The following is a 24,184-nucleotide window of genomic DNA, read 5'->3' on the forward strand; positions in this document are numbered from 1 at the left end:
TCAGCGTGCCTCGGCCCGCCGCGCGCCGTCGGCCGCGTCGGCGCGGTTCATCCGCTGGATGCAGAGCTTGAGGCCGGCGCGGAGGTTGCCCATCGTGATGATCCCCGAGAGATCGACCCCGAGCGCGATCATCGTCTGCGCCACGTTCGAGCGGATACCCGTGATCACGCCCTCCGCGCCGAGGAGCCGTATCGCGCGGACCATTTCGATGAGGTAGCTGGCCGTCTTCGTGTCGACGGCGTCGACCCCGGTCAGATCGAGGATCGCGAAGCGCGCCCCCTTGGTCGCGATCGCGTCGAGGAGGCTGTCCATCACCTCGGAGGTCCTCACGCTGTCGACGACGCCGACCATCGGGAGCGTCAGCACGCGATCCCAGACCTCGATGATGGGCGTCGACAGCGCGCGAATCACCTGCTGCTGGGCCTGGATCATGTCGAGCCTCGCCTGGAGCTCGACCTCCTTGCGCTTCATGTCCGTGATGTCGAACGTCACGGAGACCGCGCCGTCCGCCGCGCCGCGCTCGTCGAAGACGGGGAGCAGCCAGGACCGCCAGGCGACGCCGTGGGTCTCGACCTGGTTCTCCACGACCTCTCCCGCCAGCACGCGCCGCATCCCGTCCGCGGCCTCGGGGCTCGACCCGTAGAGGTCGAAGACGTTCTTGCCGATGAGCGCCCCAGGCTTCACGCCCGAGTTCTCGAGCCCCTTGCCGTCATGATGGGTGAAGACCCCATCGCGATCATACTTGCACGCGGCGATCGGGACGTGATCGAGGATGGATCGCAGGATGATCGAGTCGTCCCGCGACGCGTCCGCCAGGCGGCCGCGGTCGGTCACGTCCTGCCCGAGGAAGAGCCTGCGCACCACCTGGCCGTCGACGCCGCGGATCGGCTCGTGCACCCACGCACACGCGACGACGCGGCCGTCCTTCCGCCGGTGCTCGGCCGAGAGCGGCGCGCCGCCCTGCCCGTCGCAGAGGCGTCGCCAGTTGTCGACGTCTGCGCTGCGGAGCGCCGTGTCCGCGAGGCGGCGGCCAATCACCTCTTCCGCGGTGTAACCCAGCAGCCGCTCCGCCCCGGCGCTCCACGCGGCGATCTCGAGAGACCCGACGTCGCCCGTGCACTCCACGGCGATGAACGGTCCGTTGAGGACCGCGTTCATGTAGCTCGTCGCGATCTCGAGCTCGTCCGGGCCGGCCATCTGGTCCATTCGCCGCACTGTACCGGGCGCGTCGTCGGCATGTCGAGAAAAACGGCCGCGCCCGACGCTCAGCTCCCTCGCTTCATCGTGGCCTCGATGAGCCCGTGCGGCTCGTCGACGGGGACGAAGATCTCGTTGTCGTTGGTGAGCCCGAAGGGTGCGAGATCGACGAGCAGGCAGTGCTTGTTGGGGAGCGAGAGGCTCACCTCGTCGATGGCAGGACAGGCGGCGAGCACCGCCTCCCCCAGGTCATGAATGGTGTGCTGCACCGAGAGGCTGTGTCGCTCTGCGAACGTCTCGATCAGGGCGCGGCGGGCGCGCTCCCACGTCGCCGTCGGCGCCGGGTCGCGGCCGGCCGCGCGCCAGCGGGCCACCATGAGCGTCGAGAGGATGCGGTCGCCCGTCTCCTTGAGCGTCGTGTACCCGTCGCGCGGGAAGCCCGAGAACGCCGAGCCGGTGGTCTTGAGGACGAGGAGGTCCGCGACGCCGGACGTGATCTCGACCCCGCCGGGAGTCGCCGAGATCTCCGCGGTCCGCCGCTCCCCTGCCGCGCGGAGGAAGGCGTGAGGGTGCGGCGCGCCGCCCGCGTCGACGCGAGACCAGACGTTCTCCGCGATAGCGACCCTCGCCCGCCGGGTGTGCGGCCTGCCGAGGAAGTGGTCGGCGAGCAGGACGCCGAAGTCCTCGATCGGCTCGACCGGGTGGCCCTTGGCGAGCGCGTACACGGTGTTCTTCATCGTGTCCGTGGGCAGCACCTTGCTGTTGTCACCCTTCGTGTAAGCGTCGTCGAACTCGCCCTCCAGCTGGACATCGATCTGGACGTCGGTGAGCTCGTGCCGCGCGCCCGCGCGGCGGACCTTCACGAGCCGCACCCTCGATTTGCCGTAGGCGTTCCGCACCAACGAGATCGACATCGTTCTTCAGCTCCCGCGCCGGGCGACGACGCTCTTTTGAGACGCGGGAGAGACGGTAGCTCGAAGCGCGACGCCGGCTCAAGCCTGGCGGGTCCCCTCGCCCTCGACCCGCGGCGCGCGGCGACGCGCCGGCGGCGGCCGCCCGCCGGAGGGGCGTCGGGCGGACCCGTGCGATATCGCGCGTGCGGTGGCGAGGGCGCGGCACCACATACGCGGGCATGGTGACCACAGACCGTGACAGGGCGGCCGATGAGCTCGTCGCTCGGACGCACGCCGAGGATGCCAGCTTCGTCCGCCGGGAGGCGCCGCTCGGGGCCGTCGCGTGCAGCTACCTCGACGCGCTGATCGAGCGGGACCGGAGGCGAGCGGTGCGGGCCATCCGGGAGGCGCTCGACGCCGGCGCGCCGATCAAGGACATCTATGTTCACGTGCTGCAGCCGTGCCAGTACGAGCTGGGCCGGCGCTGGCAGCTCCGTCAGCTCAGCGTCGCCGGGGAGCACTACTGCACGGCGGTCACGCAGATGATCCTGGGCCAGCTCTATCCGCTCGTCGTCAGCGCCGATCGCGCCGGCCGCCGCCTCGTGGCCACCGCCGTGGACGGGAACCTCCACGAGATCGGCGCGCGCTTCGTCGCCGATTTCTTCGAGATGGCGGGGTGGGACACCTTCTATCTCGGGGCCAGCACGCCCGCCGAGCATGTGATCCAGGAGGTCGTCCAGCGGAAGGCCGACGTCCTCGCGGTCTCGGCCGCGCTCAGCGATCAGCTGTCGAGCGTCTGCCAGGTGATCACCGCGGCGCGCAGCGACGATCGGTGCAGGGGCGTCGTCGTCCTGGTCGGCGGCCAGCCGTTCCGCGTCGTCGACGACCTCTGGAGGCAGCTCGGGGCCGACGGCTCGGCGCCGAGCGCGGAGCACGCCGTCCACGCGGCGGAGCAGCTCCTCGCGGCGCGGAGCGCATGACCCCGCTCCGCGCCTTCAACCGCCGGCCCCGCGGGGTGCGTTTCGCATAGCGAGCTCCGCGCCGGCCTGCCAAAGACAGATCGCCTCCGCCGCGAGCGAGGGAGAGGCTTTGATTCGGAGGATTCCGATGACTCCGATGGAACCGCGCATGGCGCAAAGCGCAGGAGAAAACGAAGGGGCACCGCTCGTGACCCCGCCGCCTGGACACGAGCTCGGCGGTCCGATCGCGGAGCTCGCCGCCGCTTTCCTCATGGCCTCGACCGCGCTCGCGATCGGCGTGTTCGCGCCGGACGGCGCGCCGAGGCTCACCAACCACGGCATGCGCCGGCTGCTCGGGGCGGCGGGCGAGCCGGGTCGCGCCGAGGCTCGCCTCGTCAGCCCGAGCTTCGCGCAGCTCGCCGCGGCCGGGCGCGGCGCCGAGGAGCCGATCTACCGCGGCATGCTGCACTTCGGGGATCTCCGGTCCATCGCGCACAGCCTCCGGGGAGAGGTCTGGCGGCTCGGCCACGACCTGCTGATCCTCGCCGAGTTCGACGTCATCGAGCTCGAGCGCGTCGTCGCCGAGGTGTCCGCGCTCAACTCGCGGATCACGAGCCTGCAGCGGCGGCTCGTCTCCGAGCAGAAGGAGCTCGAGCGGTCGCTCGAGCAGCTGCGCGCCACGCAATCGATGCTCGTCCACTCCGAGAAGATGAACGCGCTCGGCAAGCTCGCCGCCGGCGTGGCCCACGAGATCAACAACCCGCTCGCCTTCGTCCGCAGCAACGTGCACACCCTGGCAGAGTCGCTCGATCGGCTGTTCGCCGCTTATGAGGCGCTCGAGCGGGCCGCCGTCAGCGCGGGCTCGGACGACGTGAAGGGCCTCGCCGAGGCGCTCCGCGCCGAGGTCGAGCCCGACTTTCTGCGCGAGGATACGGGGGATCTCGTGAAAGGCACGCTGGGCGGCCTCGCGCGCGTGCAGAAGATCGTCGAGGACCTCAGGACCTTCACGCGGATCGACCGGGCGGAGGAGGAGCGCTGCGACCTGAAGGAGTGCCTGGAGAGCACCCTCGCGATCGCGGGCCCGGCGCTGAAGGACGGCGGCGTCCAGGTGACGGTCGAGTGGGCCGAGCTGCCGATGCTGCGCTGCAAGCCGGCGGAGCTCAGCCAGGTGTTCCTGAACCTCCTCATCAACGCGGCCCAGGCGGTCGAGTGCCGGGGCCGGGGGAACGGTCGCATCGTGATCCGCGAGCGCGACGAAGCGCGCCGGATCGCCCTGGAGTTCGAGGACAACGGCGCCGGGATGACCCCTGATGTCCTCGGCCGGATCTTCGATCCGTTCTTCACGACCAAGCCCGTCGGGCAAGGCACGGGGCTGGGCCTCACCATCTCCCACAAGATCGTCGTCGATCAGCACGGCGGCACCATCACCGTCCGATCGACCCCCGGGGTGGGCAGCACCTTCACGATCACGCTCCCGAAGGAGACCGACCGATGACGCGCGCCTCCGGCGAGCGGCGCGCGCTGCTCATCGTCGACGACGAGCCCGAGACCTTGAAGGCGCTCCGCCGCGAACTTCGGCGCGACTACGATGTCCTCATCGCGGAGAGCGCCGAGCAGGGTCACGCGATGTTGCGCGATCGGCCCATCCCTGTCGTCCTCAGCGACCAGCGGATGCCGGGCACGACGGGCACGGAGCTCTACGTGAGGCTCAGGGCCGAATTCCCGGAGACCGTCCGCCTCCTCATGACCGCCTATGCGGACACGAGCGCCGCCATCCAGGCCATCAACGAGGGCGGCGTGTACCGGTTCATCTCCAAGCCGTGGGATCCGCCGGAGCTCGCCGGCATCGTGAGCGACGCGTTCGCGCAGCACGAGCGCATCAGCCGCTGCCAGCGGCTCCTCTCGAGCCTCAAGACGAGCGCCGACGCGCTCCACCTCGAGAACCAGCAGCTCGCCGAGGTGACCCAGAGGACCCATGAGCTCATGGGCGTCGCCGCCCACGATCTGCGCAATCCGATCGCGGCGATCCAGTGGTTCTCGAAGATGCAGCTGGCCGGCGCCGGCGTGGGGCCCGAGGACACGCGGCGCTACGCCCTGAAGATCCAGGACAACGCCGAGTTCGCGCTGCAGCTGCTCGAGGACCTGCTCGACATCACGACGCTGGAGCATGGGAACGGCGGGCTTCACCTGCAGGAGGCCGACCTGCGAGGCATCCTCTTGGCGGCTGTCTCCCTGAACGAGCACGGCGCCGGCCGGAAGGGGATCGCGGTGCACGTCGACGTGCCCGCCGACCTCCCGCTCGTCTGCTGCGACGTCGCGCGGATCGAGCAGGTCCTGAGCAACCTGCTCAGCAACGCGTTCAAGTTCTCTCATCCGGGCACGACGGTCACGGTGCGCGCGCGGAGGCTCGGTGAAGCGGTCGAGGTGATGATCGAGGATCAGGGCCTGGGCATTCACCCGGACGAGATCAGCGGCCTGTTCCGCAAGTTCCGGAGGACGAGCACCCGGTCGACCGGCGGCGAGAAGAGCACGGGGCTCGGCCTGTCGATCTGCAAGAACCTCGTCGAGCGCCACGGCGGCGCGATCCGCGTGGAGAGCGAGCTCGGCCGGGGAACGCGGGTGTTCTTCACGCTCCCGACGAAGGCCGGGCGCGCCTGCGAGCCCGAGCGCCCCGCGGCGTAGGCTCGCCCGCGCGCCGCGCTTGGCCGACCACTCACCAGCTCACGGTGTCGTTGACCGTGAGCGCCCCGCCGGACGCGGGCGTGCTCATCGTGCGATTGCCGCCGCCCGGGAGGTTCTCCCAGGTCACGGTGCCGTCGGCGTTCTTGCGATAGTACTTGTACTGGAGCGCGCTGCTGGCCGGCAGGTTGACGCGGTTCGTCCACACGGGGTAACCGCGCGGATCGACAGGGACGCCGAGATCGGTGTTCCAGCTGCCGAGCGCCGCGGTGTTGCCAGTGACGTACATGTGCTGGCCGACCACGGTTGTCGCGGTGACGTTGACCGTGACGCCTGCCTCGCCGGAGCCGGGCGGCACCCCACACGCGTTGTAGCGGTCACAGACCACCGAAGGGACATCGACGACCCTGCCCGCCCGGATCGACGCCACCAGGCTGATGTACTCGCCTATGGCCCAGTTCAGGGGGCTCATCGACCGCGTCGGGGTGCCCGCCGCGACGTTCGCCGGCTTCTGGACGGACCAGCCGGTGACGTCCGTCGACTCGCTCCATACCTGCTCCGGGATGAAGCCCTGCGGCGTCGAGAACGCCTTCACCGCGGTCAGGTAGGGGTTGCCGTCGGCGCCGACACCCGTGCTGGCGATCTTGAACATGCCGCGCTCGGCCGTGAAGATGGGCCACAGCCGGCCCCGGCCGCCGTTTCCGTCGAAGTTGCCGCCGTCGTTCTTCTCGCCGTATCCATCGTAGTTGTAGCGGAACCACGCCTCACCCTTGCCGGCGATGGTCCGCTTCAGGATGGCGTCGTACTCGGGCAGCGTCGCGACGATCGAGGGATCGTCGGCCCGCTTCACCCCCATCCGCACGAGCTCGAGGAACCCGCCGTCGACGATGTACCGCTGGTCGTGCGTGCCGCCGCCGTTGCCGATCGTGAAGCGGACCGCCGCGTCCGGCCCGGACACCGGGTTGTACACCTGCGGCCCGCTGCCCGTGTTGCCCCGCGCGGAGGGGTTGATGCGGATGTAATACCGGCCGTCGCCGTGGTACCCCGTGGTCGTGAACGTCCAGCGGTCGACGCTCTGCTGCCAGTGGTCGGCGGCGGCCATGTAGCGCGCCGCGCTGGTGGTGTCGCCGTTCGCGCGCGCGATCGTCGCGGCGCAGACGAGGCCCGCGATCTCCGCCGCGATGGTCGACGGCGAGTACCCGGCGTTCTCCTCCCACCGCTCCTGCTGGGTCCATGGGCCGGTGTTGACGATGAAGTCGGCCGTCTTCTTGATCTTCTTCCAGAGCGGGTTGTAGACGGAAGGTCCGAGCCGCCACGCGAGGAGGATGGGCATCGCCTGCTCATCCATCTGCGTGCCTTGCCAGTACTGCCAGCCGCTGACCCAGGCGTTCTGCGGGAAGCGGCCGACGCGGCTGTAGCCCTGCGGGCAGCCCGGCGCGTTGTACTCGGCGACGCCGCAGTCGCTCGACTGCTGCAACGTGTTGAACAGGTAGTTGACCACCGAGGTCCCGGTCGCTGTGTCGCCGGCCGTCACCAGCGCGCTGGCGAACTTGAACAGATCGCGCGCCCAGACCAGGTGGTAGCCGCCGCTATTGCCGTCGCCGTTGGTCTCGCCCCAGGGCGTTCCCATCCCCGCGATCATGGCGCCGTTCGACTTGTCCTGGATCACCTTGAGCGACATCGCCGCGAGGTAATACTGGTCGTCGGCTGTGGCGCTCTGGCTGCTGAGCCCGGCCGCGTAGGTCTTCCACCCGTTGTCGTAGGTGGTTTGCAGCGCGCTCAGGCTGCTGCCGAGCGTCGCGTTCGCGGTGGCGGCCGCCTCTGTCTCGGTCGCGCCGAAGCCGAGCACGACGTCGAACGAGACGCTGGTGACGGCGCTCGTGCCGAGGTCGATCCAGCCCATCTGCGCCACATTGCCGCCGCTCGCCAGGTCGTTTCGCCAGGTCATGGTCCTGTCGACGTTCCCGCCGAGCAGGTCGGTCCAGCCGTCCGACTCGCCGACGAAGCCGCTCGACACCATCGGCGCGCCGCTCACCACCTTCCATGGGCGCGACGCGGCGAGCGCCGAGGCGCGGCTGTTCTCCGAGGCGACGAGCAGCGTGCGCCCCCCTGCCTCCACCGTCCTCGACGTGTCGCCGGCCCCGGAGTTGTCCATCGCCGGGTTGTGGAGCAGGTAGAGGTTGAACTGCGTGACGTTCCTGCCGCCCAGGGCGTCGAACCGGACGCGCTGGATCAACGCGTGGCGCCCCGGATCGGTGAAGACGGTCCTGGTGATCCGCCAGTTGTGGGCGCTGTTCGTCGTCGTCGCCTGCCAGCGCATGGACCGCTTGTCCGGCTGGGTCACGGTGAAGCTCTGCTGCTTCTCCTCGTCGACGAAGGTCTTCGCCGTGTCCCCCACGAGGAACTGCAGATCGACGGTGTTCACTGTGTCGAGCACCGGATAGAACACCTCGGACACGATGCCGCGATGACCGGTGAAGTAGACCCTCGAGGCCGCGGTCGTCGAGGTGCCTAGGAACGACTTCTCCGCAGGTCCCCACACAGAGGGTACCCCGACCCCCTTGGCGGCAATGCCGGCGCCGAGCGCCTTCAGGGCCTCTGCCTTCGACGGGGCCCTGCCGGCGGTGCCGAACGGAAACGGGACAGCGGACTCCCCGGCCATCGGCTCCTCTGCCTCCGTGTCGAGCGCGCAGCCCGCGAGCCCGAGTGTCAGGCAAACAATTGCAGTGTCACAAGAAATGCGCTTCAGCATCACGCCATTCCCCTTCCATCGGGTGGCCGTCGCGTGAAGACCGCCCCACGGCTACCGTAAGCCAGCGACTTGGTTGATGTTTTTACGTGGAACCGGCGGATCGCGGCCCGGGCCCCCTGCGCTCGCTTCGCTCCGGCTCCGCGTGGGACGCCAGCAATGCTGTAGCGTAGCACGCGATCTTCGCGCGCTTGCGCGCACCTGCGCGCCGCCATGCCGAGCTCCTGGCAAGGACAGAGACGCTGCGCTCCATGCGCGACGGAGCGCGGCGCCGACCTCGCCGCCGCGAGCTCATCAGCTCACGCGCCAACCACCTTGCGCCTCGCCGCCGCGTAGCGCCTGACCACCTCGTCCGCGATGACGCCGATCAGGATGACGGCGCCGATGACCGCGAACTCGATCTGGGTCGGGACGCCCAGCATGTTGATGGCGTTGCGCAGCACCTGCATGAGGGCGGTGCCCAGGATGACGCCCAGCACCGCGCCCTCACCGCCGCGCAGGCTGAAGCCGCCCAGCACGGCCGCGGCGATCGCGTACAGCTCGTAGAAATTGCCGAAATCGACAGGCTGGGCCGAGTTGACCTCCAGCGCGAACAGCATGCCCCCGAAGCAGGCGAGCACCGAGCAGAGGACATACGCGAGGATCGTCATCCTGTCGGTGTCGACCCCGCTGTAGCGGGCCGCCTGCTCGTTGCGGCCGAGCGCCATCAGATAGCGGCCATAGACGGTGCGGTTCAGGAAGATCGACGCCGCCACCGCGATCGCGAGGAACAGGAGGAACGGCATCGGGATGTCGATCCACGTGATCGGCGCGAGCCGCGTCTTCACGCCGGTGAACGGGTGCACCGCGTAAGGGCTGAAGCGCCCCTCGGAGATCCACGAGAGGAACGGCACGGGGACCGAGAGCGGGCTGCCGACCGACAGGTAACGCAGCGACTCGAACCCGACGCCGAACCCCTGCGTCTGATCGCCGGAGATCCCGCGCGCGGTGCCCCGGTAGAGCAGGAGCCCGCAGAGCGTCACGACGAACGGCTGGAGCCGGAGCTTCGTGATGAGCAGCCCGTGCGCGAGCCCGATGCAGAGCGAGATGCCGAGCAGCACGGGCACCGCCAGCGACGCCGGCCAGTGCTGCACCGAGAGGAGCCACGGCAGCATGCAGCCGGCGAGCGCCACGACCGACCCGATCGACAGGTCGATGCCGCCCGTGATGATCACGAAGCCCGCCCCGATGCTGAGGATGCCGAACAGCGCCGTCCTCCGGATCAGGTTCTCGAGGTTCTCCGCGAGGAGGAACCTCCCGTTCAGGAGCGCGGTGCCGAGCGACACGGCGAGGAGGAGCCAGAAGACGCCGAGCACCTTCCGCCGCGCGCTGGGCACGAGCAGCGCAGCGGGCGCGGCGCCGCGCGCCCGGAGATCATGTGTCGTCGTCACAGACATGCTCTCTGGCCTCGATGGGTAGTAGTCACGCCGCGTCACGCCGCGTCACGCCGCGGCGTCGCTGCCTGTCGCGAGCTGCATGATCGCCTCTTCGCTCAGCTCGGCGCGGCCGAGCTCGCCGGCGATGCGCCCCTCGTGCATCACCAGCGCACGATCGGACATGCCTATCACCTCTTCCATGTCGCTGGAGACGAACAGGGTGGCCATGCCGCTCGCTGCCAATCGCTCCATGAGCTGGTATATCTCGTGCTTGGCGCCGACGTCAATGCCGCGGGTCGGCTCGTCCAGGAGCAGCACGCGCGGCGACATCGACAGCCACTTTGCGATGACGACCTTCTGCTGGTTGCCGCCGGACAGGTGCTGCACCGGCTGCACGTCGCTCGGCGTCCGCACGCCGAGCTCCCGGATCATCCGCGCCGACATCCGGCGCTCGCCCGCGCGGTCGAGGACGCCGTAGCGCTGCGCCGCGCCGAGGCTCGGGAGGCTCACGTTGGCCCGGATCGCCATCTCCAGGATGATGCCTTGTTGCTGGCGGTCCTCCGGGACCAGGCCTATCCCGGCGGCGATGGCGTCTCGCGGGGCGCGCGGCGAGATCGCCCGCCCGGCCACGCGGACGGCGCCACCGGCCGCCGGCGTGACGCCGAACAGCGTCCGGAGCAGCGACGTGCGCCCCGCGCCGAGGAGCCCGGCCACGCCGACGATCTCCCCGCCGCGCACCGTGAAGGAGAGCGCTCGCCCGGGGTGCCTCGGCGTCCGGAGGCCGGAGACCTCGAGCACCGGCTCGCCGGGCGGGTTCGGGACGTGCGGATAGAACTGCGAGAGATCGCGGCCCACCATCAATCGCACGATGCGCTCGTGGCTCATTTCCTGCCCGCGCGCGAGCTCGCCCGCGTTCTCGCCGTCGCGCAGCACGAGCACGCGATCGCAGAGCGCCCTCACCTCGCCGAGGCGGTGAGAGATGTACACGACGCTGATCCCGCCCGCGCGGAGCTCCCGCACCACCTGGAAGAGCGCCTCCGCCTCGTGCGGGCACAGGCACGACGTGGGCTCATCCATGATGAGCACCCGCGCGTTCGCGGAGAGCGCCTTCGCGATCTCGACGAGGTGCCGCTGCCCGAGCGACAGGCCGCCGACGAGCGCGCGCGGCGAGCACGCGAGGCCGACGCGCGCCATGATCGCCCGCGCCTCGCGCTCCATCCTGCCCTCGTCGATGAAGCCGCCCCGCCGCGGCTCCCGGCCGAGATAGATGTTGGCCGCGACATCGAGGTTGTCCGCCAGGTTGAGCTCCTGGTGGATGAGCGCGATCCCGAGGGAGAGCGCCTCCCTGACGGAGCCGAGCGCGACAGGCCGCCCGTCGAAGAGCATCTCGCCGGCGTCGGGCGCCTCGACGCCGGCGAGGATCTTCATGAGGGTGCTCTTGCCAGCGCCGTTCTCGCCGACGATGCCGAGCACCTCCCCCCGGCCGAGCGCGAGGTGCACGCCGCTGAGCGCGAGCACGCCGGGGAAGCGCTTGGTCAGGCCGCGCGCCTCGAGCAGCGGCGTCGCGTCCGGTTCAGGCGAGGAGGCTGTCATTCGCGTCGGCGCGTCGAGCGTCGCCGGGATCGGCTCGGGCGCGCGCGCCGCGCGGGCGCCGCGCTGCCCGGCGCCAGGCTCACGGTTGTTTGCCCGCCTTCTGCTTCAGATCGGCCCAGAACGCGTCCAGGTTGCCCTTGCGGATCTGCCGGGCCGGCAGGGAGATGAACTTGTCCTGGGGCACGACGGAGTTGTCCCCCCGCACGAGCGCCGCGAGCACGCGCACCGACTCCTTGCCGTACATGTACGGATTCTGCACCACGGTGCCGACCACCTCGCCGTCCTGGATCGCGCGCAGCGTCGCGTCCTGCTCGTCGAAGCCGACGACCTGGATCGAGCTCATCTTCCCCGCCTGCTTCACCGCCTCGAGCAGGGCCGGCGTGTGGTACGCGTTCAGGCCGATCAGGCCCACGAGGTCCGGGTGCGCCGACATCATGTCCTCGGCGTTGCCCTTCGCCTTGGCGGCGTCGATCTGGTCGGTCAGGGTCGCGACGATGGTGTATTTCGCCCCCTTCAGCTCCTGGTTGAGCGGGTCGTTCCCGGCGCTATTGTCCTTTCGATCGAGCAGCTCGTCGAGCACGCCTTGACGGCGCTTGCGGGCGTTGTCGCCCTCGAGCCGCCCGACGAGGATGGCCACCTTGCCGCCGCCGGGGATCGCCTCCTTCACGAGCTGCCCCGCCATCCGGCCAGCGACGTAGTTGTCGATGCCGATGTACACGATGCGATCGCTCTTCGGAGCGTCCGAGTCCTGCGTGATGAGCTTCGTCTTCGCGGCCGCCTTGTTGAGCAGCGGGACCTGGTTCTCCGCGTCGATCGGGCTGATCGCGATGCCGTCGACGCCGCGGATCAGGAGATCCTCGACCCGGTGCAGCTGGTCGTTCACGTCGCTCGGCATCACGACGCTCACCTCGACGTCGTGCTCCTTCGCGCCGTCGATGACGCCCTTCTCGGCGATGGTCCAGAACGGGGCGACGCCGTTCGTGATGTAGGCGAGCTTCGGCTTGCCCCCCGCCGCGGGCGCGCCGCCGTTGTCGCAGCCCAGGGCCGCGAGCCCCGCCGCCACGCAGACCCCGACGATGAACCGACCGATGCTCTTCAACATGCGCTCTCCCCTCCACCCGTCCACCCGACAAGAGCCGCCTCGCGCGACGGGCCCATACGCCTCGTGCCGCCGCGCGGGCCACGACAGAGCAGGAACCCCCGGTCAACTGGCCAGCTCATGATGCGCGATCCGCTCCGGACGTGTCTACACGATTCGACGCGCGCATCGCCGCGCGCATCGCCCCCCTATGGCCGCGTGCCCGGCGCGCTCATGCCGCCCGATCGGCCGACGGCGTAGGCGATCCCGCTCTGCAGCGTCCCGCGGATCACGACGCGCGACATGTCGATGTCGAGCCGGAGGAGCGCCTGCGCGACCTCGCCGCGGATGCCCGTCAGCACCGCCTGGACCCCGAGCAGCCGGAGGGCGTTCGCCGCCTTGAGCAGGGCGTTCGCCACGCGTTGATCGACCCCCTTGATCCCCGTGACATCGATGATGACGGTGCGGGTGCCGCTCCTCGTCGCGCCGTCGAGCAGGGTCTCGAGCACGTCTTGCGCGCGCTCCTCGTCCAGCGTGCCGATGAGCGGCATGACCATGACGTCGCTCGTGATGGGCACGAGCGGGGTCGACAGCTCGGAGATCTTCGCCCGCTGGAAGCGGATCACCTCCTCTTGCAGCTCGGCCCGGGCCGCCTCGGCGCGCTCGCGCTCGCCGAGCTCGTGGAGCAGGCGCACGTTGGCGTCCCGGAGCTCGGCGCTCTGCGCGGAGAGGCGCACGTTGGCCAGAGAGAGCTCCTCCGTCCGCTGCTTCACCTCCTGCTCCAGCCGCTCGTTGGCCTCACGGAGCTCGGCGCTCACGGCCGAGAGGTCCGCGTAGAGCAGCGCGTTCTCGACCGCCACCGCCGCCTGCGAGGACAGGAGCCGCAAGAGCTCGATGCGATCGGCGGTGAACGCTTGCTCGGCGAGGTGGTTCTCCAGGTACAGCACCCCGCTCAGCCGGCCCTGGTGCAGGAGCGGCAAGCCCAGGATCGATTTCGGCCGGCGCGCGATCACGTGCGGATCGCCGGCGAGGCGCGGGTCGTCGTCCGCGCGCCCGATCACGAGCGCCTCGCGCGAGCGCGCCACGTAATGCACGACCGAGCGGGCCAGATCGAGGCGCGCCTCCAGGGGCATCGAGAGGCCCAGGCTCACCGTGTCGGGGCCGACCGCGATCATCGCCTCGACCGTCAGCACCTCGCCGCGCGCGAGGATGAGGAACCCCCGGCTCGCCCCGGCGCTCTTGATCACGCTGCGCAGGACCTGCTCGATCACCTTGTCGAGCACGATCGCGCTCGAGATGGCCTGGGCGGTGCTGAGGACCGTGGCGAGATCGAAGCTCTCCCCCGCGACGAGGCCCTGGAGCGCGGTGCCGGTCGGCGAGAGCGGAAGAGGCTGGCCCAGGGCCGAGGGGTCGGCCGGCGCGAGCTCGTCGCGCAGCGCCTTGGCCTTCTCGGTCGCCCCCCAGCGATCGTACAGGTAAACCGCCCTGCGCAGGAAGATGTGCGCGAACTCGACCCTGCCCTGGGCGAGCCAGAACCTGCCGTAAAGCTCGTTGCCGAGCGCCTGGTTGTTGACGTAGTCGGCCTGGCGCGCGGCCTCGATGCCCCGCTCGTAGAGGTCCATCGCCTCGGCCCGCCGCCCCTCGACGCGGGCCTGCTCGGCGAGCAGGAGCAGGTGCTTGTGAAGCACGTTGTCCGGCCCGGCGTCGGCCCAGCGCTTCATCCGCCCGAGGAGCCGCGAGAGGTGCGCTTCGTGCTCCCGCCGCGCCGCGCCCTCGGCGCTCTCCCACGCGGCGATCCGCATGAGGCCCGCGTAGAACGTCGCCTCGGGCACCTTGGCGTGCGTCGGCAAGGCGCCCTCGATCACGGCGAGCTTCGGCATCAGATCGGCGAAGCTCGCCCTGTCGCCGAACAGGTAGGCATTCCGGATCTTCGCGTAGTACAGCCACCCCATGTGGTAGGGCGAGCCGCCGTGCTTCGCCGCGTAGGACGCCTCGTCGAACCCGTCGTCGTCGAAGCTGAGCCGGCCCCTCGTCAGCCCTTGCAGGCACCGGAGGGGCTGGACCACGCCCGCGAGGAGGATGTCGATGATGTCATGGCTGCGCGCGCGCCGCAGGAACGCGAGGTGCGTCTCGGTGAGCTGCGAGAGCTCCGCGAGGTTCATCCCGTAGGTGAGCCGGTCCGAGCCGCTCTGGCTGATCATGTACCCCATGGCCGTCCAGTCGCCGGCCTGGAGCCCGAGGTCGTAGACCCGGTCGTAATAGGGATCTGCCTTCCGCAGGGGCTGCGTCCAGCTGTGCACGTCCGCGGAGAAGATGTGGTAGGTCTTGGCCCGGAGCACGAGGTTGTCGAGCTGGTCCGCGAGCTCGACGGCCATCTTGCCGAACCGGTACGCCGTCTCGTACTCGCCGAGCAGCGGGCCGACCACCATGCCGTACGCGACGTATCCGAACGCGGACATATCGCTGTTCCCGTGCTGCAGCGAGAGCGTCACCATCTTCACGATGGCGAGGTTCGCGAGCGTCTGGTCGCTCGAGTTGTAGGCCCCGAAGAACAGGTTCACGAGCAGCTCCAGCGTCACGGGGTGCTCGGGGTTCGTCGTCCTCGGGGCGCGGGCGAGCTCCTCGATGCTGCGCGCGCCGAGGAGGACGGGCACCGCCCGGAGCTCCTGCTCGAGCAGCGCGGCGACCTCCTCCCGGGCCTCGGGGATCGGACAGCCGAGGAGCCGGAGGCCGGCCTTCTGGACCAGGGTCGCCTCGTGATTGCGCCACTGGAGCAGGTACTGGTTCGCCTGGACGAGGAGGACAGCGACCTTGTCCATGGCCGTCCGGGCGCGCGCGAGCGCCGCGGCGCAGAGCCGCTCGGCCTCCTCGAAGGCGCCGCACAGCGACTCGACCTCGGCGCGCTCCCTGTGGAGCGCGAGGGCGAGCTCGTAGTGGTCGTCGAAGCCGCCGTGGGGCAGAAACCCGAGCCCCGCGCGGAAATAGCCGGCCGCCGCCTCGTAGGCGGTGGCGGCCTTGGCCCTCCTGCCGGCGGCGAGGTTCAGCTCCGCGGCCGTGGCCTGCTCCGCGGCCGAGGTCACGATGGGCGCCGCGATGTTGAGGTGGTTCACGATGGCGAAGAGCGAATCGTCCCGCGCGGCGCCCTCGCAGCTGGCGAGCATGAGCCGCGCGATCCTGAGGTGGACCTCGCGCTTGCGATCCTCGCTGATGAGCGAGTACGCCGCCTGCTGGACGCGATCGTGCAGGAAGCGGTAGGTGACGCGCCAGTCGACGCCGGCCTGGGCCTCGTCGTCCGTCGCGTCGGTTGCGTGCGCGAGGCGGTAGTCGGCGTCCACGGGCGCGATCAGGCCCTCTTGCAGGATCTTCCACAGCGCGGCCACGGTCTCGTGCGCCGGCCGCTCGCTGATGACCGCGAGGGTGCGCAGGTCGAACTCGTGCCCGATGCAGGCCGCGAGGCGGAGGACGCGGACGAGCTCCGGCTCGAGCTCCTCGATCTTGCGCGCCATGAAGTCGACGACGTTGTCGGTGACCGTGCGCCGCCGGATGCCGTCGAGCTCCCATGTCCAGGCGCCCTTCTCGAAGCGGAGCAGGCCCTCCGCGTGGAGCGAGCCCAGGAACTGCCGCACGAAGAACGGGTTGCTCTGCGTCCTGTCGAACACGACGCGGGCGAGCGGCTCGACGTCCGCGCGGGCCGCGGAGAGCGCGTCCGAGAGCAGCGCGATCACGTCGGCGAGGGCGAGCGGCCCCAGCTTGAGCTCGCGGAGCGGCGCGCCCGCCTTCTCGATCTCGTCGAGCGCGACGCGGAGCGGGTGGGCCGCGTACACCTCGTTGTCGCGGAAGGCGCCGAGCAGCAGCAGGTGGCCGCGCTCTGGATCGGCGGCCAGGACCTGGAGCAGCTTGAGCGAGGCAGGGTCGGCCCACTGCAGGTCGTCCAGGAAGAGGACGAGGGGGTGCTCGGCGGTCGCGAAGACGCGGACGAACGCCTTGAAGGTCGCGTGAAAGCGGCCCTGCGCCTCCGCCGGCGGCAGCTGCTGGACCGGGGGCTGCTGGCCGATGATCCACTCGAGCTCCGGGATGAGGTCGACGAGGAGCTGGCCGGCGCTCCCGACCGCGCGGCCGAGCGCCGCGCTCCAGCGCGCGAGCAGCTCCGGTCGCTCGGTGAGGATGTGCCGGAGGAGCTCCCGGAAGGCGCGCGCGAGCGAGGCGTACGGCGCCCCGCGGTTCAGCTGCTCGAACTTGCCCGCGGTGAAGTAGCCGCCTCGCTGGGCGATGGCCCTGTGCATCTCGTTCACCAGGGCCGACTTGCCCATGCCCGAGTACCCCGACACGAGCAGGAGCTCGCCCTCCCCGCCGGCGGCGCGCTCGAAGGCGGCGAGCAGCGCGCGCTCCTCCTCGGCGCGGCCGTAGAGCTTCTGCGGGATGCGCAGCGTATCGGGGATGTCGCGCAGGCCGAGCGCGAAGGGCGCAACGGCGCCGGAGGTCGAGAGCTGGCGGAGGCACGCGTCGAGATCGGCGAAGAGCCCGAAGGCGCTCTGGTACCGGTCCTCCGCGTTCTTCTCGAGGAGCTTCATCACGATCCGGGACACCGCGTCGGGCACGCCCGGGACTCGCTCGGGCGGCGGCACCGGCGTCCGCGCGATGTGGCCATGGATGAGATCGAGCGGGTCGCTGCCGGTGAACGGCACGACGCCGGTGAGCATCTGATAGAGGGTCACGCCGAACGAGTAGAGGTCGGTGCGGCGGTCGATCACGCGGTTCATCCGGCCGGTCTGCTCCGGCGACATGTACGCGAGCGTCCCCTCGAGCGCCTCGGGGCTCATCGCCTGCTGCGTCTCCTGCGGGAGGAGCGTCGCGATGCCGAAGCCGACGAAATGGACCTCCAGCGTGTCCGGGTCGACGAGGAGGTTGTGCGGCTTGATGTCCTTGTGAATCACCTTGCGGCGGTGGAACTCGTCGAGGACCCGGGCCGCCGAGCGGGCGATCGTCAACGCCGCCTTGAGCTCCAGCCGGCCGGCGCGCAGGATGTCGTGGAGCGTCGTCCTGCTCGGCCGCTCGAGCACGAGCGCGAGGCCGTTCCTGTGCTTCTCGAGCCCGTAGGCCTTGACGACGCCGTCGACGTCGAGCGCGCAGAGCACGTTGTACTCGTGCCGGAGCGCCGCGAGCTCACGCGCGCTCGGGAACTCGCTCTTCAGGACCTTGAAGACAGCGGGCTTGCGCTCGTCACCCCAGGTTCCTTCGAACACCTCGATGCTCGAGTCGACGTAGATCGGCTGGCTCACGGAACAGGTCGCGGAGAGCATCTCACCTCGCCGGGGCGCTGGTCCGGCCCGCCGCCGCTGCTGCTCGCATCGAGCAGACAGGACGGACGGTGTTCTCGCACAAGCGCACCATGGGCGGATTATGTCTAGATCGGTGCTCCCGAGTCACCACCGAAATCGGAACATTGATTCGTCCAGGGCAATATTTTTCAGTATTTGTGCGCTAGACATCCAACTCGGACGGAGTCTGGCGTTCGCGCCCGTCACCGAGCGCGGCAGTGCGGCGCGCTAGCGCGGCGCTTCATGCGATGTGGGCTGGCTCTCGGAGGGCTGGAGGAGGTCGATCACGCGGCGCGCCGGGAGGGCGCGTCGCGGGCGCAGGTCATTGCGGCACCTCGACGGTGGGACAACCGAACTCGACCCGGACGCTCTCCGCCCCCATGGACTTCACGTGCTCACACGTGGCGCCCTTGATCACGAGGGTGGGCGGGGTCGTCGAATCGTCGTAATCCCAGCCGTCGTCGCCCGGCTTCGGCAGCACCTCATCGTCGATGAAGACGTTCACCTTCGCGCGGTCGGGCGGCTCGGTCTCCAGCGAGAGCGCGCAGGTCCTCACGAGATCCCGCGTGATGCCGGTCAGCGTATCGCCGAGGCTCGCCGCGTCCACCACCTCGAAATAACGGGGCGAGGTCTCCGACGTGGCCGTGTCGCCCTCGACGGCGAGCTGGTCCAGCACATTCGCATAGGCCGTCGCGCCGGGGATGCCGACGACGAAGGTCTTGATGCCGGCCGCGCGCAGGTCCTTCACCCGCTGCACCGTGCGCACGTCGTCCAGGCACACGTCCGTCAAGCCGGCGACGCAGCAGTTCGGTATGCCCGAAGGGCAGTCCCCATCCATGTTCGTGGTGCAGGTCGCGGCCTCGCAGGTCATGGCCGGATCCTGGTTGCAGTTGGGGCCGCCGTCGGTCGCCAGGAGGACGTACCTGTCGCCCTCGAGGGCGCCGCCGGCGCCCACGGTGAGGTACCCGAGGGCGCGCGCGAGGGCGTCCGCGGTCGGCGTCGCGCCGCCGGGGTCCGTGCCATCCAGGAGGGTCTTGATGGCGGGGACAGAGGTCGCGCCCGGCGCCACGGCCACGCTCAGGTCCTCCCCCGCCGGCATGCCGCAGTGCTCGTCGGAGGGAAAGAGCTGGAGCCCGACGGACATCCTGTCCTGGATCACGTCGAGCGCGGCGCCGACGGCGCCCTTCATCATCGTCCAGCGATCGCTCGCTTCCCACGCTTTGGTCATGCTGTCGGAGCGATCGAGCACGATCACGAGGTGAACCTGCCGCGGCTGAGCTTCGACCTGCTGGCCGCCGCAGTCGCCGCCGCCCTCCCCGCCGCCCGAGCTGGCGCCCGGCCCGGTCGCGATGAAGCCGCCTCCGAGGGAGGGCTCGCCGCCCGTTCCACCGGAGTCCGTTCCACCGGCGCCGCCGCTTCCGGAGCCGCTGTTTCCGGAGCCGTCGCCGCCCGCGCCCGTCCCGCGATCCGATCCCGAACATCCCGACGCGAGCGCCCAGCCCAGGCACCAGAGCGACGTCAGGAACAAGGAGCGGGCGTGGATCCCGCGGTTCTTGCCGGTCATATCCATTCTCCTCGACACGAGTGAATCGACACGAGTCGACGCGCCCGAACGCGGCGTCAGCCCGGAGGAATGCGGCAGATGCCGTTGTAACACTGCACGGTTCCGGCGTTGCAGCAGTCGGACGTGGCGCCGCAGAGCTGCCCGTACTCGGCGCATCGCGGCGGGGTGCCGCCCGCCCCGTCCGAGCCACCGCCGCCGCCTGCGCCGCCTGCGCCGCCCGTTCCGCCGGTCGCGCTCGAGCTCCCTGTCGCGCCTGACGGGGAGTCTGTCGTGCACGTGCCCGACAGGGAGCCCGGCTCGTACGCGCACGTGGTTCCGACGCAGCAGTCGCCGTTGTTCGTGCAGGGTCCGCCCGCCGTGACACACTGGGGCCCCGTCCCTCCTGGCGTGTCGTAACACTGGAGCTTGCCGGTTTCGCTATTCCGCACGCAGGGAGCGCCGTCGCAGCAGTCGTCGGCGGAGGCGCAATCCTCGCCTCCCTGGCGGCAGGCCGTGAGCGCGTTGCACCGAGGCACGCCGAGGGCGTCGAGGCGGCAGTTGCTGGCGTTCCCCAGGTAGCCGCAGCAGTTGTTGGGGGCGCTGGTGGACGTATCCGAGCAATAGCTGTCCTTGAAGTGACAGACGCCGCCCTGGGGCGTGCAGCCGTTCGGGTTGCGGCAGCGGCCGATCTCCCCGTCCGGATCCCCCGACGTGTCGCAGACGACCCTGCCCGCGCCCGGCAGAGCGGCCGTGGGATCGCCGCCGCAGCAGTCCTCGTTGCGCCGGCACAGGGCGCCGTTCACGCGGCAGCCGCTCGGCGGCTGGCAGACGGCGATCCCGGTGGGGCCGTACGGCGCGCAGACGCGGCTGCAGCAGAAGCCGCAGCTGTCGCAGACCGCGCCGTCGATGCCGCCGCTGCTACAGCGGCTCGCCGTCGACGGCTCCGCGCCGCAGTAACCCGCGGGATCGGAGGTGTTCCGCTTCACGCATACGCCGGTACAGCAGTCGCTGTCGCCCTTGCAGACGTCGTTGCGCTGAACACAGAACGAGGAGTAGAGGACGCAGCGGTTGTCTCGCCCGCAGAGCTGGGAGCAACACTGGCTGTCCTCGGTGCACGGGTTGCCGCCCGTCTGGCATGCCGTGGCGCCGTTGACGTCGCTGCACGTCCCGCCGACGCACATGCCGCTGCAGCACGCGGCGCCGCCTGCCGTGCAGTCGGATCCATCGGGGACGCAGGCGGTCGCGCTGCACCTGCCCGAAGCGCAGTTGAGGCCACAGCACTCCGAGGATTCCTCGCAAGCGGCGCCTGTCCCGAGGCAGACGCTGAGCGGCGACGCGCAGGTGCTCGTCGCGCTGTCGCAGATGCCGGAACAGCAATCTCCGGAGCGCGCGCACGTGGACCCGAAAGGCGCGCAGGTCGGCACCTCGACCCCCGTGTCAGGGCCGCCCGCGCCGCCGACGCCGTCCGTGCCGCCGGCGCCCGTCCCGCTGGCGAACGCGCCGCCCGCGCCGCCGGTGCCTGCGCCACCCACGCCCGTGCCCGCGCCGCCTTCTCCAGAGCCGGCCGTCGCGCTGGCGCCGCCCGTTCCGGTCGTCTCGCCGCCGCCGCCCGTTCCAGTCGTCCCGCCGCTGCCAGCGTTGGTCCCTCCGGAGCCACCGGCGGAGGAGCTGCCCCCGGCCACGCCGCTGGAGGGGCCTGACGTGGTGGCGACACCCCCTTCGCCTCCCGAGCCGGTGCCCTCGGACGAGCCGCAGGCGAAAGAGAGCCCTACGATGCCGACAGCCGCGAAGATTCGAGATACGCGCATGCACTTCCTCGCTTGATCGCTCGCCGCAACCGACGCAGTCGAAGAGAGGATACATTCGCGCAACTCCAGCTTGTCCGTATGGCTTTTGTTTCAGGGCATGCCCCTCTCCCTCTATTTTTGTCGGAGGTGGTGAGCCTCGTGAGCGCTGCGCGCACCTGCGCGCGCAGCGCAGAGCTCGCGCTCGCCTGGTCGTGATGAGCTCTGCCCCGAACGGTCAGCGAGACCGCAATCCGCGCTTTGGTGAGGTTCGTCGCAAAGAGCCCTCGACGGAGGAAGCGACGCTGTACGCTCTACAGTCCTCGAGAGGAGAGGACATGCAGTCTGTCTGGAGAGGCACGTTCATGGGGCAGCCCGGCACGGCCGCCCGTTCCCTTCTCTCCCGCTTACGCTGATGTCCTCGTCCCCTTCCAGAGCGCGCTCCAGAACCGCCCCGTCTTCACGGCGCCTTCCGGGACGGACTCTCGGGCGCTCTCCTCGGCGGGCTTCTCCTTGTGGGCTTGGCCCTCGAGGAAGGTGATCAGCCGCTCTCGGAGAGGATAGTACATCGGGTCCTCCAGCACCTCCTGGCGGTCCCGCGGGTGCGGGAACGGGACCTCCAGAATCTCGCCGACCCGCGCCCCCGGGCCGTTCGTCATCATCGCGATGCGGTCCGACAGGAACAGGGCCTCATCGACGTCGTGCGTGACCATCAGCGCCGTCTTCTGGTCCTCCGCCCACAGGTTCATGAGCACCTCCTGGAGCTCGAACCGGGTGAGCGAGTCGAGCATGCCGAAGGGCTCGTCCAGGAGGAGCATCTTGGGCGACAGGGCGAAGGCGCGCGCCAGCCCGACCCGCTGCTGCATCCCCGACGACAGCTCGCGCGGCTTCTTGTGCATGGACTCCTCGAGCCCCACGAGCCCGAGGTAGTGCGTCGCGATCTCGATGCAGTCCTTCCTGCTCTTCTGCCGGTGGACCTGCTCGACCCCGAGCAGGACGTTCTCGAGCGCCGTCATCCAGTGCAGGAGGCAGGGCGACTGGAACACGACCCCGCGGTCCGGGCCAGGGCCCTGGATCTGCCTGCCCGCGAGGACGATACCGCCGCTCGTGATCTCGGAGAGGCCCGCGACCATCGACAGCACGGTGGACTTCCCGCACCCGGAGTGGCCGATGAGGGACAGGAACTCTCCCTTCCTCAGGTTCAGATCGAAGTTCCTGACGACGACCGAGGGGCCCTTCGGCGTGGGAAAGGTCTTCGTGATATTCCAGATCTCGAGGTACTTCTTCATGCGACCGCCTCCGCGCTCCGCGCTGCATCGGGCGCGCTCTCGCCCGCCTTGGGCCCGGCGCCCGGGCCGAGCAGGTAGCTGATCACCGCGCCGCGGATCTCCTTGAACCGCGGATCGTGGTTGAGGGCCTTGCGATCCCGAGGGCGCTCGAGATCGACGGTGATCCCTGGCCCCAGCGTGGCCCGAGGGCCCTTGCTGAGCGGGACGATCCGGTCGGCGAGGAGGATGCCCTCGTCGACGTCGTTCGTGATGAGGAGCACCGTCTTCCGGGTGGCGCGCCAGATCCGCGCGATCTCGTCCTGGAGCGTCGCGCGGGTGAGCGCGTCCAGCGCGCCGAACGGCTCGTCCATCAGGAGGACCTCCGGATCCATGGCGAGCGCCCGCGCCACCGAGACCCGCTGGCGCATGCCGCCGGAGAGCTGCGCCGGCTTCTTTTCGCGGGCCTCGGTGAGCTTCACCATGGCGATGTAGCGCTCGGTGTGCTCCCGCTTCTTGTCCGTCGGCCAGGAGCCGAAGATCTGGTCGACGGCCAGGTAGACGTTCTCGTAGACCGTGAGCCAGGGCAGGAGAGAATAGTTCTGGAAGATGACGCCGCGGTCGGGGCCCGGCCCCAGGACGACCTTCCCGTTCAGCTTGACCTCCCCGGTGTCTGGCCTGAGGAGCCCGGCGATGAGGGACATGAGCGTCGTCTTGCCGGCGCCAGAATAGCCGACGACGGCGACGAACTCGCCCTTCTCGATCTCCAGGTGGATGTCCCTGAGCACCTCGGTGCGGGTGGCCCCGCCACCATAACTCTTCCCGACGTTGCAGAGCTCGACCAGCGGCATGGACGTCACGCTCCCGCCAGCTTGAGCCGGCGCTCGACGAGGCTCATCAGGGCGTCCAGGAGGAAGCCGACGACCCCGATGGTGATGATGCACAGGATGATGTGCTCGTAGATGAGGCTGTTGTACTCCTGCCAGAGGAAGCCGCCGACCCCGGGCGAGCCGGTCAACATCTCCACGGCGACGATGACGAGCCAGGCGATGCCCAGGCTGAGCCGGAAGCCCGTGAACATGTAGGGGAGCGCCGCGGGGAGCTGCACCTTGAACAGCGTCTTCATGCGCGACAGCCGGAGCACCCGGGCGACGTTCATGTAGTCCTGCGGGATCGATCGCACCCCGAGCGCGGTGTTCAGGACCGTCGGCCACATCGAGCACATCGCGATGGTGAAGACGCCGGCGGGGTCGGGCTTCTGGAAGAGCACGAGGCCGAGCGGGAGCCACGCGAGCGGCGAGACCGGGCGGAGGATCTGGATGATGGGATCGAAGCTCGACCTGAACAGCCTCGACGCGCCCAGGAAGAAGCCGATCGGCGTCCCGAGGAGGATCGCCAGCGTGTAGCCCTTGGCGACCCGCTGGAGCGAGTACCAGGTGAAGCGGAGGATGCCCTGGTCGAGCTCTCCCCGCTTCTCGAACGGCTCGAAGATGTAAGGCCTGCTCACCTCCCATGTCTTGAGCGGAGAGGGCAGCGTCTGGGTCCACAGGCTGCTCGCGGCGGCCCACAGCCCGATCACGCACGCCACCCCGAAGAGGGGCAGGATCATGTGGTCGACTCGAATCCTCGGAGAGATCGCCTTCGCCTCGCTCATGCAGCACTCCTCTTCCGCTTCTTCCGCTTCCGCTTCCGCCGCCGCGCCTCCCGCCGG

15 protein-coding genes are annotated in these 24,184 nt (G+C 70.0%); 3 read left to right on the forward strand and 12 right to left on the reverse strand.

Features of this window, described 5'->3' with window-relative positions:
• Both WMF44_RS21815 and pucL read right to left on the reverse strand, forming a co-directional pair.
• Positions 1-1,206, reverse strand: a complete 1,206-nt coding sequence (locus WMF44_RS21815) for a PAS domain-containing protein (protein ID WP_437301031.1) — start codon at positions 1,204-1,206, stop codon at positions 1-3.
• A 59-nt stretch (positions 1,207-1,265) separates the two neighbouring features.
• Positions 1,266-2,111, reverse strand: coding sequence for a factor-independent urate hydroxylase (gene pucL, locus WMF44_RS21820; protein ID WP_437301032.1), 846 nt, complete (start codon positions 2,109-2,111; stop codon positions 1,266-1,268).
• 218 nt (positions 2,112-2,329) lie between these two features.
• On the opposite strand from pucL, the gene WMF44_RS21825 reads away from it, so the two are divergent.
• The 3 genes from WMF44_RS21825 (at position 2,330) to WMF44_RS21835 (ending at position 5,731) form a co-directional block, all read left to right on the forward strand.
• Entirely contained in the window at positions 2,330-3,070 is a 741-nt protein-coding gene (locus tag WMF44_RS21825; RefSeq protein ID WP_437301033.1) for a cobalamin B12-binding domain-containing protein, read from the forward strand.
• A 187-nt stretch (positions 3,071-3,257) separates the two neighbouring features.
• The gene (locus WMF44_RS21830) at positions 3,258-4,544 is read left to right on the forward strand and encodes a sensor histidine kinase (protein ID WP_437301034.1); all 1,287 of its coding nucleotides are present in this window, start codon (positions 3,258-3,260) and stop codon (positions 4,542-4,544) included.
• The gene (locus WMF44_RS21835) at positions 4,541-5,731 is read left to right on the forward strand and encodes an ATP-binding protein (protein WP_437301035.1); all 1,191 of its coding nucleotides are present in this window, start codon (positions 4,541-4,543) and stop codon (positions 5,729-5,731) included. The genes WMF44_RS21830 and WMF44_RS21835 overlap by 4 nt, the downstream gene beginning before the upstream one ends.
• Positions 5,732-5,762: 31 nt before the next feature.
• Here WMF44_RS21835 and WMF44_RS21840 read toward each other — a convergent pair whose 3' ends face one another.
• The 10 genes from WMF44_RS21840 to ntrB all read right to left on the reverse strand — a co-directional run bounded on the left by WMF44_RS21840 (position 5,763) and on the right by ntrB (position 24,127).
• Positions 5,763-8,390, reverse strand: coding sequence for a glycoside hydrolase family 15 protein (locus tag WMF44_RS21840; protein WP_437301592.1), 2,628 nt, complete (start codon positions 8,388-8,390; stop codon positions 5,763-5,765).
• A 386-nt stretch (positions 8,391-8,776) separates the two neighbouring features.
• Entirely contained in the window at positions 8,777-9,913 is a 1,137-nt protein-coding gene (locus WMF44_RS21845; RefSeq protein ID WP_437301036.1) for an ABC transporter permease, read from the reverse strand.
• A gap of 45 nt (positions 9,914-9,958) precedes the next feature.
• Entirely contained in the window at positions 9,959-11,485 is a 1,527-nt protein-coding gene (locus WMF44_RS21850; RefSeq protein ID WP_437301037.1) for a sugar ABC transporter ATP-binding protein, read from the reverse strand.
• A 79-nt stretch (positions 11,486-11,564) separates the two neighbouring features.
• Positions 11,565-12,587 (reverse strand): sugar-binding protein, encoded by a 1,023-nt coding sequence (locus WMF44_RS21855; protein ID WP_437301038.1) that lies wholly within the window; start codon positions 12,585-12,587, stop codon positions 11,565-11,567.
• A 185-nt stretch (positions 12,588-12,772) separates the two neighbouring features.
• Entirely contained in the window at positions 12,773-17,842 is a 5,070-nt protein-coding gene (locus tag WMF44_RS21860) for an AAA family ATPase (protein WP_437301039.1), read from the reverse strand.
• 361 nt (positions 17,843-18,203) lie between these two features.
• Positions 18,204-19,445, reverse strand: coding sequence for a vWA domain-containing protein (locus tag WMF44_RS21865; protein ID WP_437301040.1), 1,242 nt, complete (start codon positions 19,443-19,445; stop codon positions 18,204-18,206).
• Between the two features lie 56 nt (positions 19,446-19,501).
• Entirely contained in the window at positions 19,502-21,232 is a 1,731-nt protein-coding gene (locus WMF44_RS21870) for a hypothetical protein (RefSeq protein WP_437301041.1), read from the reverse strand.
• A gap of 383 nt (positions 21,233-21,615) precedes the next feature.
• Positions 21,616-22,497: an ABC transporter ATP-binding protein gene (locus tag WMF44_RS21875; RefSeq protein WP_437301042.1), complete on the reverse strand. Its 882-nt coding sequence runs from the start codon at positions 22,495-22,497 to the stop codon at positions 21,616-21,618.
• Positions 22,494-23,324: an ABC transporter ATP-binding protein gene (locus WMF44_RS21880; RefSeq protein WP_437301593.1), complete on the reverse strand. Its 831-nt coding sequence runs from the start codon at positions 23,322-23,324 to the stop codon at positions 22,494-22,496. The genes WMF44_RS21875 and WMF44_RS21880 overlap by 4 nt, the downstream gene beginning before the upstream one ends.
• 5 nt (positions 23,325-23,329) lie before the next feature.
• Positions 23,330-24,127: a nitrate ABC transporter permease gene (ntrB, locus tag WMF44_RS21885; RefSeq protein WP_272092815.1), complete on the reverse strand. Its 798-nt coding sequence runs from the start codon at positions 24,125-24,127 to the stop codon at positions 23,330-23,332.
• Between the last annotated feature and the right edge of the window lie 57 nt (positions 24,128-24,184).

Origin of the sequence: Sorangium sp. So ce426 (genome assembly GCF_051475585.1) — a bacterium.
Classification (GTDB): Bacteria; Myxococcota_A; Polyangia; order Polyangiales; family Polyangiaceae; genus Sorangium; species Sorangium cellulosum_B.

Excerpts from the sequence above, each read along its gene's own strand:
- WMF44_RS21815 (WP_437301031.1), bottom strand. The coding sequence starts at position 1,206 with ATGGACCAGATGGCCGGCCCGGACGAGCTCGAGATCGCGACGAGCTAC.
- pucL (WP_437301032.1), bottom strand. The coding sequence starts at position 2,111 with ATGTCGATCTCGTTGGTGCGGAACGCCTACGGCAAATCGAGGGTGCGG.
- WMF44_RS21825 (WP_437301033.1), top strand. The coding sequence starts at position 2,330 with ATGGTGACCACAGACCGTGACAGGGCGGCCGATGAGCTCGTCGCTCGG.
- WMF44_RS21835 (WP_437301035.1), top strand. The coding sequence starts at position 4,541 with ATGACGCGCGCCTCCGGCGAGCGGCGCGCGCTGCTCATCGTCGACGAC.
- WMF44_RS21840 (WP_437301592.1), bottom strand. The coding sequence starts at position 8,390 with ATGGCCGGGGAGTCCGCTGTCCCGTTTCCGTTCGGCACCGCCGGCAGG.
- WMF44_RS21845 (WP_437301036.1), bottom strand. The coding sequence starts at position 9,913 with ATGTCTGTGACGACGACACATGATCTCCGGGCGCGCGGCGCCGCGCCC.
- WMF44_RS21850 (WP_437301037.1), bottom strand. The coding sequence starts at position 11,485 with ATGACAGCCTCCTCGCCTGAACCGGACGCGACGCCGCTGCTCGAGGCG.
- WMF44_RS21855 (WP_437301038.1), bottom strand. The coding sequence starts at position 12,587 with ATGTTGAAGAGCATCGGTCGGTTCATCGTCGGGGTCTGCGTGGCGGCG.
- WMF44_RS21865 (WP_437301040.1), bottom strand. The coding sequence starts at position 19,445 with ATGACCGGCAAGAACCGCGGGATCCACGCCCGCTCCTTGTTCCTGACG.
- WMF44_RS21870 (WP_437301041.1), bottom strand. The coding sequence starts at position 21,232 with ATGCGCGTATCTCGAATCTTCGCGGCTGTCGGCATCGTAGGGCTCTCT.
- WMF44_RS21875 (WP_437301042.1), bottom strand. The coding sequence starts at position 22,497 with ATGAAGAAGTACCTCGAGATCTGGAATATCACGAAGACCTTTCCCACG.
- WMF44_RS21880 (WP_437301593.1), bottom strand. The coding sequence starts at position 23,324 with ATGCCGCTGGTCGAGCTCTGCAACGTCGGGAAGAGTTATGGTGGCGGG.
- ntrB (WP_272092815.1), bottom strand. The coding sequence starts at position 24,127 with ATGAGCGAGGCGAAGGCGATCTCTCCGAGGATTCGAGTCGACCACATG.